Origin of the sequence: Paenirhodobacter sp. (genome assembly GCF_050177655.1) — a bacterium.
GTDB lineage: Bacteria > Pseudomonadota > Alphaproteobacteria > Rhodobacterales > Rhodobacteraceae > Rhodobacter.
This window is the reverse complement of sequence record NZ_JBFXGV010000045.1, coordinates 1-12,329: the sequence shown is the minus strand read 5'-3', so window position 1 is coordinate 12,329 and position 12,329 is coordinate 1. Positions and strand designations below refer to the sequence as shown.

Below are 12,329 nucleotides of genomic sequence, written 5' to 3'. Positions count from 1 at the left end.
ATGCCCGCCGCCGATCTGCACACCGTCGCGCTGAACCCGGCGATCGACCTCACCGTCGGGCTGGCGACGCTCACGCCGGGTGAGGTCGCCCGGGCCCGCTCGGCGCGCCACGACCCCGGCGGCAAGGGGGTGAACGTCGCCTCCTGCCTCGCCGACTGGGGCGTGCCGGTCACCATCCACGGGCTGCTCGGCGCCGAGAACGAGACCCGCTTCAAGGCGCTTTTCGCGGCCAAGGGCATCGCCGACGCGATGATCCGCCTGCCGCAATCGACGCGCACCAATATCAAGCTGCTCGAGGATGGCGGGCGCACCACCGACGTCAACCTGCCGGGGTTTTCCGCCTCGGCGCGCGATCTTGCCGCGGTGCAGCAAAGTCTCGCGACGGTCGGCGCCGGCGCGCTCGTCACGATCTCGGGCAGCCAGCCGCAGGGGCTCGAGGATGACGCCTCGGCGCGGCTCGTCGCGGCGCTGGCGCGGCGCGGCGCGCGGGTGGTGCTCGATGTCTCGGGCGCGCCCCTGCGTGCGGCGCTGGCGCTCGCGCCCGACGCGCTGCCCCATGCGATCAAGCCGAACCGGCACGAGCTCGAGGCCTGCCTGCGCCGCGATCTCTCGGCGCGGGGCGATCTCGTCGCCGCGGCGCGCGATCTCGTCGCGCGCGGCATCGGCCTCGTCGCGGTCTCGCTTGGCACCGAGGGGGCGATCTTCGTCAGCCGCGGCGCCGAGCTGCAGGCGATGCCGGTCGCGCTCTCGCATGGCTCCACCGTCGGGGCGGGCGACGCGATGGTGGCGGGGATCGTCGCGGGCCTCGCCGAGGATCTGGCGCCGGCGGCGCTCGCTGCGCGGGCGACCGCCTTCGCGGTGGGCAAGCTGCGCAACGCCGGGCCGCATCTGCCCGACCGCACCGAGATCCGCGCGCTGGAAAGCGCGGTCGTGGTGCGGCCGCTGACCGAGTGGCTCGCCGCGGGCTGAGCCCCGACCGCACCCGGCCAATGACATCGCGCGTGCCCCGTCCGGGCCCGCGCCGGAGGAAGCTTTGGGCCCGCAAGGGTCCGTTCGAGAACACACAGGAGGATCCCATGTCTGATATCGTGGCCGTGATCCGGTCCGGAGACCGGGCGACGCACGGCGTTCTGGCGCGTGAGGCGCTGAACAAGGCCGCGGCCGAGGCCGGTCGGCGTATCCATGTCGAGCTGCAGACCCCCGAGGGGGTGAGCGATCCGCTCGACGCCGCGGCGCTCGCTGCGGCGCAAAGGGTGCTGGTGGTGGGCGAGGGCGCGGCCGATCCGCGCCTTGCCGGGCGCGACTGCCTGAACGTGACGCTGTCGCAGGTGCTCGACGATCCGGCCGGCGTTCTCGCGCGGCTCGCGGCGCCGGCGGCGGCCCCCGCGGCTGTTCCCGCGAAGGGGCTGAAGATCGTCGCGATCACCTCCTGCCCGACCGGCATCGCGCATACTTTCATGGCGGCCGAAGGGCTGCAGGAGGGCGCGAAGGCGCTCGGCGCCGAGATCCGGGTCGAGACCCAGGGCTCGGTCGGTTCCGAGGACACGCTGACCGAAGCGGAAATCGCCGCCGCCGATCTCGTGGTGATCGCCGCCGACCGGCAGGTCGAGCTTGGCCGCTTCGCCGGCAAGAAGCTGTTCCAGTCGCAGACGAAACCCGCGATCAATGACGGCGCCGGGCTGATCCGCAAGGCCCTCGCCGAGGCGAAGGTGCTCTCGAGCACCGAGACCGCCCCCGCCGAGCCCGGCAAACCCGCCGCGGCGGATGCGGGCGCGGGCATCGCGCTCGGCGGCGCCGGCGTCTACAAGCACCTGATGACCGGCGTCTCCTTCATGCTGCCCTTCGTGGTGGCGGGCGGCATTCTGATCGCGATCGCCTTCGCGCTTGGCGGGATCTATGTCTACAAGGACGAATTCCAGGGCACGCTTGGCTGGACGCTGTTCCAGATCGGCAAGACCGGGGCCTTCTCGCTGATGGTGCCGGCGCTCGCGGGCTACATCGCCTTCTCGATCGCCGACCGGCCCGGCATCGCACCCGGCATGGCGGGCGGCGTGCTGGCCGGCACGATCGGCGCGGGTTTCATCGGCGGCATCCTCGCGGGCTTCATCGCGGGTTATTCCGTGCTTTGGCTGAACCGCGCGATCAAGCTGCCGAAGACCTTGCAGGGGCTCAAGCCCGTGCTGATCCTGCCGCTGCTCGGCGTCTCGATCACCGGCCTTCTGATGTTCTACGTCATCGGCAAGCCGACGGCCGAACTGCTCAACGCGCTCACCGCCTGGCTGCAGGGGATGAAGGGCGCGCAAGCCGCGGTGCTTGGCCTGATCCTGGGCGGCATGATGGCGGTCGACATGGGCGGCCCGATCAACAAGGCGGCCTATGCTTTCGGCACCACGCTGCTCGCCGCGAATGTGACCGAGCCGATGGCCGCGGTGATGTGCGCCGGCATGACCCCGCCGCTCGCGCTGGCGATCGCGACGAAGATCTTCGCCGCCCGCTTCACCCCCGAGGAACGCGAGGCCGGCAATGCCGCCTTCGTGCTCGGCCTCTCCTTCGTGACCGAGGGCGCGATCCCCTTCGCCGCGCGCGATCCGTTCCGCGTGATCCCCTCGCTGATCGCGGGTTCGGCGGTGGCCGGTGCGATCTGCATGACGCTTGGCGTGCAGCTCAACGTGCCCCATGGCGGGATCTTCGTGCTGCCGATCCCGAATGCGGTCGGCAATCTGCCCGGCTTCGTGATCGCGATGCTGGTCGGCACGGCGGTCTCGGTTGCGGCGCTCGGCGTCGTCAAGCGGCGCATCGCGGTGGCGGGGAAACCCGCGGCCCAGACCGCCTGACCTGACGATCCGAGCCCCCGGCGCCGCGCGGTCCTCCCCCCGCGCGGCGCCTTTTCATGCGCCGCGGTCAGGCGCCGAGCCGCAGCACCGCCCAGGCGAGCACGAGATAGCGGCCGCCCTTTGCCAGCGTCACGATCAGCGCGAAACGCCAGAACGGCTCGCGCAGCACGCCGGCGGCGAAGGTCAGCGGATCGCCGATCAGCGGCAGCCAGGAGCCGAGCAGGCTCCAGTGCCCCCAGCGCGCATACCAGCCGCTCGCGCGGTTGAGCTGCGCGCGAGAGACCGGAAACCAGCGCCGGTCGGCGTAATGGATCAGGAAGCGCCCGAGCGCCCAGTTGATCGCCGCGCCCAGCACATTGCCCGCGGTGGCCACGGCGAGCAGCAGCCAAAGCGGATGACCGCCGGCGAGGATCAGCCCGGCGAGCACCGCCTCGGATTGCGCGGGCAGGAGCGTCGCGGCCAGGAGCGCGGCGAGGAATAGCCCCCAGAGCGCCATCACCGCCGCACCCCCGCGCAGGGCGCATCGGGGCAGGGGCGTGCAATACGGTTTTCGGTCACCTCCATCCTCCGTCCCTGTCGCTTCGTTTGTGGCCAGTGTCCTCCTTCCCCCGAAACACGGCGCTTGCCAATGGGGCGCATGCGCCCGCGTCGCCGCCCATTCGGCTTAGAAAACTGCCGAAAATGCCCGCGCGCTGCCTGTTTTCGCGCCGCTCGGGCCGGGGTGTCTGCGGCGCGTTTCTCGGCGTCTTTGGAAAATCTCTTGTTTGCAATGGGTTGGCGCCAAATTTTCAAGGTTTGGAAATTCTGAAGCCATGCCTCGGCAAAAGCTTCTGTTTTCCTAAGCCGGGCGCGGAGCAGGGTCCGCTGCAGGACAGCAGGAGACCCGAGCATGACCCCGAGCGAATTCGATTACATCATCGTCGGCGCAGGTTCCGCGGGCTGCGTGCTCGCCAACCGGCTCTCGGCCGGGGGCCGCGCGACGGTCTGCGTGATCGAGGGCGGCGGCTCGGAAAGCGCGCCGAACGTCACCGTGCCGGCCGGGATCCTCTCGCTCTACGGCAACCCGAAATACGACTATGCCTTCACCGGCACGCCGCAGCCCGAGCTGAACGGCCGCCGCATCCCGGTGAACCGCGGCAAGGCGCTCGGCGGCTCCTCCACGATCAATTCGATGGTCTTCATCCGCGGCGCCTGTTCCGATTACGACGCATGGCGGGATCTCGGCTGTGCGGGCTGGGGCTGGGACGACGTGCTGCCGGTGTTCAAATCGCTCGAGAACAACCAGATCGGCCAGTCGCCCGACTGGCACGGCACGCAGGGCGAGCTTTTCGTCGATGCCGCGCGCGATCCGAACGTGCTCGACCGGATGTTCATCGCCGCGGGCCGCGCGGTGGGCTTGCGCGAGAACACCGATTTCAACGCCGGCACGCAGGAGGGGCTTGGCGTCTACAACGTCACGCAGAAGAACGGCACGCGCTGGTCCTCCTACCGCGCTTTCCTGAAGCCGGTGCAGGGCCGCGCCAACCTCACCGTTCTGACCGGCACCGAGACGCATCGCGTGGTGCTGAACGGCACCCGCGCGACCGGGGTCGAGATCAGCGATGCCAGCGGGCGGCGGGTGCTCACCGCGCGCCGCGAGGTGATCCTGAGCGCGGGCGCGATTGGCTCGCCCACGATCCTGATGCGCTCGGGCATCGGGCCGGCGGCGATGCTGAAGGCGGCGGGCGTCGCCGTCGCCCATGACCTGCCGGGGGTCGGCCAGAACCTGCGCGACCATATCGACGGCATGATCACCGTGCGTTCGAAATCGACGAAGACACTGGGCCTCTCGCTCGCCAACCTGCCGGCGATGATCGCGGCGCCCTTCAAATATCTCTTTGCGCGCAAGGGGATGCTGACCACGAATTACGTCGAGGCGGGCGGTTTCGCGCGCACGAAATTCGCCGGAGCCGAGCCCGACATCCAGTTCCATTTCGTGCCCGGCTATCGCAGCCACCGCGGGCGGCTTGTCGAATATGGGCATGGCTATGCCGTGCATACCTGCGTGCTGCGGCCGAAATCGGTGGGCGAGATCCGGCTCGCGAAGGATGGCGGCGCCGAGATCGACCACCGTTTCTTCTCCGATCCGCAGGATGCCGCGACGCTGGTCGAGGGGATCAAGACCGCCCGCGCGATCTTTGCCGACAGCGCCTTCGACGCGGTGCGCGGCCCGGAAATGCTCCCCGGCCCGAAGGTGCAAAGCGACGCCGAGATCCTCGCCTATCTGCGGGCCGAGGCGCTCACCGTCTATCACCCCGTCGGCACCTGCAAGATGGGCACCGACGCGCTTGCCGTCACCGATCCGGCGACGCTCAAGGTGCGCGGGATCGAGGGGCTGCGCGTCGCCGACGCCTCGGTGATGCCGACGCTGATCGGCGGCAACACCAACGTGCCCTCGATGATGATCGGCGAGCGTTGCGCGCGCATGGTCCTTTCGGCTTAGGCTGAGCCTAATCTCTGGTGACGCAGGAATTTCTTTTTCCTCACCCGATCCTGCGTCACCCTCACCCTGCAAGGCGATGAACCAGAGTTTCCCCGATGATCCGCACAGGCACTGACTACAGGGAGTCGATCCGGGACGGGCGCGAGATCCACATCAACGGGGAGCGCGTCGCCGATGTGACCACCCATCCGATGTTCCGCCCCCTCGTCGATATCCGCGCGCGGATCTTCGACATGGCGCATGCGCCCGAGACCGCCGCGGTGATGGTGGTGAAACAGGGCACGGAGCTGAACGTGCAGGCCAATGCGCTGCCCTTCAGCCAGGCCGACTGGTGGGCGAAGCGGCGCGCGACCGCAGCCGTGCTCGATGCCGTGGGCGGCGTGGTGACGCGCGTCGGCGACGAGACCGTGGGCGAGATGTGGTCGCTGCACGATTGCGCGGCGACGCTGAACGAGATCGACCCGCAATTCGCGCCGAACATCGCCGCCCATATCGCGCGCGTGGTGCGCGCCGATCCGTTCCACGTCTCGGCCAACACCGATCCGAAGGGCGACCGCTCAAAGACGCCCGAGGCGCAGGATCCCGACATGCTGCTCCATGTCGTGCGCGAGACCGATGCCGGCCTCGTCGTGCGCGGCGCGAAATTCGAGACCGCGGCGGCCTATGCGAACCAGGCCTTCACCAAGCCCACGATCGCGACCTGGGGGGAGGGCGCGCTGTCGCCCTATGCCGTGGGGTTCATCTGCGATCTCGGATCCCCGGGGCTGAAGTTCATCTGCCGCACCGGTTTTGCGACCCGGGCGCCGGCCGAGGATTACCCGCTCTCGAACCGTTTCGACGAGATCGAGGCGCTGGTGATTTTTGACGACGTCCTGATCCCCTGGGAGAACGTGCTCTTCTATCGCCACGTGGCCGCGGCGCTCGCGATGCGGGCCACGCTGCACCGCTATTCCGCCTTCGCCTTCGTGCAGCGCAGCCTGAAATTCGCCGACATGATGATCGGCGCGGCGCTCTTCAACCTGCGCCAGACCGGGCTCGACCGGTTGCAGGGCGTGCAGGAAAAGCTCGCGCAGCTCGCCTGCTGGCGCGAGGGGATCGACGCGCATCTGACCTCGGCGATCGCGATGGCGGAGCGTTCGCCCGCCGGGCTGATGATGCCGAACCAGTCGCTGATCTATGCCGGGCGCGTCTTTGCCGCGGGGCAGATGGCGGCGATGATGCATCTCGCGCGCGAGCTTTGCGGCGGGCAGATCGGGCTTACCCCCGACGCGGCCGCCTTCCGCGCGCCGGAAACCGCGCCCTGGCTCGAGAAATACTACGGCATCAACGACGAATGGCAGGCCGAGGATCGCCGCCGGCTGATGGCCTTCGCGCGCGACCTGCTCAATTCCGATTATGCCGGCCACCGGCTGACGTTTGAGCTTTTCGCGCAATCGCCGCCCTTCGCCCATCTCGCCGCGGTCTATCGCAACTTCGACTGGGACGGCCCGCTCGATTGCGTGCGCCAGGCCGCGGGGCTGAGCGATCGCGTCATGGGCGCGGCCACGCGGAGCTGCGCCGACAGCCCGGCGAGCCGCTGGTTCGCCACCGAACGCGCCGGCCCCTGAGCCGCGCCAAATTTCGCGCGCCCCCGGGCGCCCTACGGATTTCACAGAAGGACTGAACGATGTCAGTTGAAAAGATCGAAGCCCTCGTCGTCGGCGCCGGACAGGCCGGCCTTGCCGCGAGCGAGCATCTCGGCCGTGCCGGCATTCCGCATCTCGTGCTCGAGCGCAGCCGGATCGCCGAGCGCTGGCGCACGGCGCGCTGGGATTCGCTCGTCGCCAATGGCCCGGCCTGGCACGACCGCTTCCCGACGCTCGAATTCGACGCCGATCCCGACGCTTTCGTGGCGAAGGACGCGGTCGCCGATTACATGGAAGCCTATGCAAGCCAGATCGGCGCGCCGGTGCGCTGCGGCGTCGAGGTGAACCGGGTCGCCCGCCTCGAAGGCCGCCCCGGTTTCCGCGTCGAGACCTCGACCGGCGTGATCGAGGCGGAATATGTGATCGCCGCGACCGGCGCCTTCCAGACGCCCTCGATCCCGCCGATGGTGCCCGCGAGCACCGGCATCACCCAGATCCATTCGAGCGACTACCGCAACCCCGGCCAGATCGCGCCGGGCGCGGTGCTGGTCGTCGGCGCCGGCTCCTCGGGCGTGCAGATCGCCGACGAGCTGCTCGCCGCGGGGCGCAAGGTCTATCTGTCGGTCGGGCCGCACGACCGCCCGCCGCGGAGCTATCGCGGCCGCGATTTCGTCTGGTGGCTCGGCGTTTTGAACCTCTGGGATGCCGACGCGAACCCGTCCTCCGAGCACACGACGATCGCGGTGAGCGGCGCCCATGGCGGCCACACCGTCGATTTCCGCAAGCTTGCCGCGCGGGGGATGGTGCTGCTCGGGCGGACCGAGGGGTTTGACGCGGGCACGATGCGCTTCGCCCCGGATCTCGCGAAGAATGTCGCGGGGGGCGACGCGAATTATCTGTCGCTGCTCGATGCCGCCGACGCCTATGTCGCGCGCAACGGGCTCGATCTGCCCGAGGAACCGCAGGCCCGCGTGATCGGCGCCGATCCCGCCTGCATGACCGATCCGATCCTCGCGCTCGATCTGGCCGAGGCCGGTATCACCACGATCCTCTGGGCCACCGGCTTCAGCTCGGATTATTCCTGGCTGCCCGAGGGCGCGCTCGACGCCGCCGGCAAGCCGCGCCATTCGCGTGGCGTCTCGACCGAGGCCGGGATCTATTTCCTCGGCCTGCCCTGGCAGACGCGCCGCGGCTCCTCCTTCATCTGGGGATGCTGGCACGACGCGAAATTCGTCGCCGATCACATCGCCAAGCAGCGCGGCTATCTCGCCTATGCGCCCGCCGCCGAACCCGCCACCAAGACCGCCTGATTTCCGGAGACCCGACATGGCCCATACCCGCATCCGCAAATTCAACACCAAGGACACCTATCCCGAGCAGAAGCTCGACAACGACCTCTGTCAGGCCGTGGTCGCGCGCGGCGCGACGGTCTTCCTGCGCGGCCAGTGCCCGCAGGATCTCGACACCGCCGAGGATATCGGCTCGATGGATCCGGTCGAACAGACCCACAAGGTGATGCAGAACATCCGCCAGCTGATCGAGGAGGCCGGCGGCAAGATGGAACATCTGTGCAAGGTCACCGTCTATCTGACCGACGTGCGCCACCGCGAGGCGGTCTATCGGACGATGGGCGAATATATCAAGGGCGTGCATCCGGTCTCGACCGGGGTGGTGGTGACCTGCCTCGCGCGGCCCTCGTGGCTGGTCGAGATCGACGCGACGGCGGTGATCCCGGACTGAGACGGCGGGGCCGGGGGATCCTCCCCCGGACCCCCTGAGGTATTTCGGGCAAGATGAAAGGGATGGGGTTGCGATGACCTTTTCGATCGTGGCGCGCTGCGCCGAGAGCGGGCAGTTCGGGATGGCGATCTCGTCCTCTTCTCCCGCGGTGGCGGCGCGCTGTGCCTTTGCCCGGGCGGGCGTGGGCGCGGTGGCGACGCAGAACGTGACGAACCCGGGGCTCGGGCCGCTGATGCTCGAGAGGCTTGCGGCGGGCGAGAGCGCCGAAGCGGCGGTTTCGGCGGCGGTGGCGGCGGATGGGTTCGCGGCCTATCGCCAGCTCATTGCCATCGGCGCCACGGGCGCGCCCGCGATCCATTCCGGCCCGAATGCGCTTGGGGTCTGGTCCTCGGCCAAGGGCACCGATTGCGCGGCGGGGGGCAATATGCTGGCGGACGCCGGCGTGCCCGCGGCGATGGTCGCGGGGTTCGAGGCCGCGACCGGCGGCCTTGGCGAGCGGCTCATTGCCGCGATGCAGGCGGGCTTGGCGCTTGGCGGCGAGGCGGGGCCGGTGCATTCCGCGGGGCTCCTGATCGTCGACCGGCAGGCCTGGCCCTGGGCCGAGCTGCGCATCGACTGGCTGGACGAGGGCTGCCCGATCGCCGCGCTCGCCCGCGCCTGGGAGGTCTATGCCCCCCAGGCCAACGACTATGTGACCCGCGCGCTGAACCCGGCCGCGGCCCCTTCCTACGGCGTTCCCGGAGACGAATGATGCAAAGCCTCGCCCATTACACCGCCCGTGCGGGCGCGCTCACGATGCGCAACCAGTGCTGGATCGACGGGCGCTTCGTGCCCGCCGCCTCGGGCGCGCGGTTCGACAGCGTGAACCCGGCGACCGGCCTTGCGCTCACCGATGTCGCGCGTGGCGGAGCGGAGGACATCGACCGCGCCGTGCGCGCGGCGCGCCGCGCCTTCGAGGATGGCCGCTGGTCGAAGCAGACGCCCGGCGCGCGCAAGGAGGTGCTGCTGCGCCTCGCCAATCTTCTGCGCGAGAACCTCGAGGAACTGGCGCTTCTCGACACGCTCGACATGGGCAAGCCGATCGCCGAGACGGTGAACGTCGACGTGCCCGGCTCTGCGCATTTCTTCCAGTGGCACGCCGAGGCGATCGACAAGCTTTATGACGAGGTCGCGCCGACCGGCGGGCGGGACATTGCCCTCATTCGCCGCGTGCCGCTTGGCGTGATCGGGGCGGTGGTGCCCTGGAACTTCCCGCTCGACATGGCGACCTGGAAACTGGCGCCGGCCTTGGCCGCGGGCAATTCGGTGGTGCTCAAACCCGCCGAGCAATCGCCGCTTTCGGCGCTGCGTCTGGCCGAACTCGCCGCCGAGGCGGGGCTGCCCGATGGCGTGCTGAACGTCGTGCCTGGCTTTGGCGAGGACGCGGGGCAGGCGCTTGGCCGGCACCCGGACGTCGATTGCCTCGTCTTCACCGGCTCGACCGAGGTCGGCAAGATGTTCCAGCGCTATGCCGGCGAGAGCAACATGAAACAGGTCTGGCTCGAGACCGGCGGCAAGAGCCCGAACCTGATCTTTGCCGATGCCGATCTGGATGCCGCCGCCGACAAGGCCGCCTTCGGCATCTTCTTCAATCAGGGCGAGGTCTGTTCGGCGAATTCGCGGATGCTGGTGCACGAAAGCATCGCCGAGGAGATGCTCGACCGGATGAAAACCCGGGCCGAGGCGATCCGGCCGGGCAACCCGCTCGACCCCGAAACCACGATGGGCGCGATGGTCGATGCGCGCCATGCCGAGCGGGTGGCGGGGTTCCTCGCCTCGGGCAAGCAGTCTTCGCGCCTCGTGACTGGGGGCGAGCGGCTGACGATCGGCGGCTCGGACGCCTTCATCGCGCCCACGATCTTCGCCGATGTGCCGCGCGACGCCCGCATCGCGCGTGAGGAGATCTTTGGCCCGGTGCTTGCCGTGCAGACCTTCCGCGACGACGCTGAGGCGATCGCGATCGCCAATGACTCGGTCTATGGCCTTGCCGCCTCGGTCTGGACGCGCGATCTGAGCCGGGCGATGGCGGTCTCCGATGCGCTCGTCGCGGGCACCGTTTCGGTCAACACGGTCGACGCGCTTTCCGCGATGACGCCCTTTGGCGGCATGAAGCAGTCGGGTTTCGGCCGCGACCTGTCGATCCATTCCTTCGACAAGTATTCGGCGCTGAAGACGGTCTGGATCAGCTATTGACGGAACTGGCGGGGCAGGGCAGCTTGCGTTAGGAAGGGGCTAACGCAAGAAATCCGGGGATAAGCCTTGCCCTTACGCATCACGCTGCGCCAGCTTGAATATTTCGTCGCCGTGGGTGAATGCGGCTCGATCGCGCTCGCCGCCGAGAAGGTCAATGTCTCCTCCCCCTCGATCTCCTCGGCGATCTCGCAGCTCGAGGCGGAATTCGGGCTGCAACTTTTCATCCGCCGCCATGCGCATGGGCTGTCGCTCACCCAGGGCGGCGCGCGCTTCATGGATCTGGCGCGCGAAGTGCTTGAAAAGGCGGGCGCTCTCAACGATCTCGCGAATGACATCACCGGCAAGGTGCGCGGGCCGCTGAACATCGGCTGCCTCGTCTCCTTCGCGCAGATCGTGCTGCCGCAGCTGCGCCGCAGCTTTGTCGACACCTATCCGGAGGTCGAGTTCCACCAGTTCGAACGCGACCAGCAGGAGCTGTTCGAGGCGCTGCGCTCGGCGAAACTCGACATCGCGCTGACCTATGACCTGAACGTGCCGCCCGATCTCGATTTCGTGCCGCTGATCGGGCTGCCGCCCTTCGCGCTCCTGCATGAAACGCATGAGCTCGCCCATCTCGAGGCGGTCTCGCCCGCCGAGCTGTCCGACTACCCGATGGTGCTGCTCGACCTGCCGATGAGCGGGGAATATTTCCTGTCCTTCTTCACCGCGCTTGGCATCACGCCGATGATCGCCGAACGCACCCGCGACATCGCGGTGATGCGCTCGATGGTGGCGAATGGGTTCGGCTATGGCCTCGCCAATATCCGCCCGATCACCGAGCTTGCGCCGGACGGGCGGCGGTTGCGTTTCGTGCCGCTCACCGGGCCAGTGCGCACCCTCAACCTCGGCCTGATGATGAGCGAGGGGGCGCAGAATTCCCGCGTGATCCGCGCCTTCATCGAGCATGCGAAGGCCGAGATCACCCCCTTGCGCGCGCCCGGCCTGCAGGTCCGCGCGCCGGGCGTGCGGCACGATTTCTGACCTTTTCAAACCGCACATTAAATGAGCGCTTCGCCACTTTGCTAAGAGATTAGGCCTAGCCTAAGTCAGGCTTCCGGAAGGTGTAATTTACTTGGGCGCCCCGGCGCCGGATCGTCGCCTCAGCCCGGCCAGACCTGCGGCCGGCAAGGAGACGACGTGCGAAACCCAGCCTATGATATCCTGTTCGAGCCCGCGAAGATCGGGCCCCTGACCGCGAAGAACCGTTTCTACCAGGTTCCGCATTGCAACGGCGGCGGCTATCGCGACCCGACGGCCGCGGCGACGATGCGCGGGATCAAGGCCGAGGGCGGCTGGGGCGTGATCTTCACCGAACAGACCGAGATGCACCATACCTCGGAAATCACGCCCTTCATCGAGCTGCGGCTCTGGGACGAC

General features: G+C 68.7%; 10 protein-coding genes and 1 pseudogene. 10 read left to right on the top strand and 1 reads right to left on the bottom strand.

All coding sequences use genetic code 11. From position 1 onward, the window contains the following. Both AB7U46_RS14215 and AB7U46_RS14210 read left to right on the top strand, forming a co-directional pair. Window positions 1-969, top strand: a complete 969-nt coding sequence (locus tag AB7U46_RS14215; RefSeq protein ID WP_428337638.1) for a 1-phosphofructokinase family hexose kinase — start codon at window positions 1-3, stop codon at window positions 967-969. Between the two features lie 107 nt (window positions 970-1,076). Further along, window positions 1,077-2,834, top strand: a complete 1,758-nt coding sequence (locus AB7U46_RS14210; protein ID WP_428337637.1) for a PTS fructose transporter subunit IIC — start codon at window positions 1,077-1,079, stop codon at window positions 2,832-2,834. Between the two features lie 67 nt (window positions 2,835-2,901). Here the strand turns inward: AB7U46_RS14210 and AB7U46_RS14205 are convergent, their stop codons facing one another. Then, entirely contained in the window at window positions 2,902-3,333 is a 432-nt protein-coding gene (locus AB7U46_RS14205; protein ID WP_428337636.1) for a YqaA family protein, read from the bottom strand. 390 nt (window positions 3,334-3,723) lie between these two features. Between AB7U46_RS14205 and AB7U46_RS14200 the strand changes: the two genes are divergently transcribed. From AB7U46_RS14200 to AB7U46_RS14165, 8 genes and pseudogenes are all read left to right on the top strand, one after another. Continuing rightward, entirely contained in the window at window positions 3,724-5,316 is a 1,593-nt protein-coding gene (locus AB7U46_RS14200; RefSeq protein ID WP_428337635.1) for a GMC family oxidoreductase, read from the top strand. A gap of 95 nt (window positions 5,317-5,411) precedes the next feature. Continuing rightward, window positions 5,412-6,923: a 4-hydroxyphenylacetate 3-hydroxylase family protein gene (locus AB7U46_RS14195; RefSeq protein WP_428337634.1), complete on the top strand. Its 1,512-nt coding sequence runs from the start codon at window positions 5,412-5,414 to the stop codon at window positions 6,921-6,923. Window positions 6,924-6,982: 59 nt separating this feature from the next. Beyond that, window positions 6,983-8,251 carry a flavin-containing monooxygenase gene (locus AB7U46_RS14190; protein ID WP_428337633.1) on the top strand — a complete coding sequence of 423 codons (1,269 nt, stop codon included), beginning with the start codon at window positions 6,983-6,985 and terminating at the stop codon, window positions 8,249-8,251. Between the two features lie 16 nt (window positions 8,252-8,267). Beyond that, a complete protein-coding gene (locus AB7U46_RS14185; protein ID WP_121534456.1) occupies window positions 8,268-8,681 on the top strand; it encodes a RidA family protein in 414 nt (137 codons plus the stop codon). A 73-nt stretch (window positions 8,682-8,754) separates the two neighbouring features. Continuing rightward, window positions 8,755-9,432: a DUF1028 domain-containing protein gene (locus AB7U46_RS14180; protein ID WP_428337632.1), complete on the top strand. Its 678-nt coding sequence runs from the start codon at window positions 8,755-8,757 to the stop codon at window positions 9,430-9,432. Next, window positions 9,429-10,913, top strand: coding sequence for an aldehyde dehydrogenase (locus AB7U46_RS14175; RefSeq protein WP_428337631.1), 1,485 nt, complete (start codon window positions 9,429-9,431; stop codon window positions 10,911-10,913). The genes AB7U46_RS14180 and AB7U46_RS14175 overlap by 4 nt, the downstream gene beginning before the upstream one ends. A gap of 66 nt (window positions 10,914-10,979) precedes the next feature. After that, the gene (locus tag AB7U46_RS14170; RefSeq protein ID WP_428337630.1) at window positions 10,980-11,933 is read left to right on the top strand and encodes a LysR family transcriptional regulator; all 954 of its coding nucleotides are present in this window, start codon (window positions 10,980-10,982) and stop codon (window positions 11,931-11,933) included. Between the two features lie 156 nt (window positions 11,934-12,089). Then, a pseudogene (locus tag AB7U46_RS14165) lies at window positions 12,090-12,329 on the top strand (NADH:flavin oxidoreductase); the annotation flags it as partial.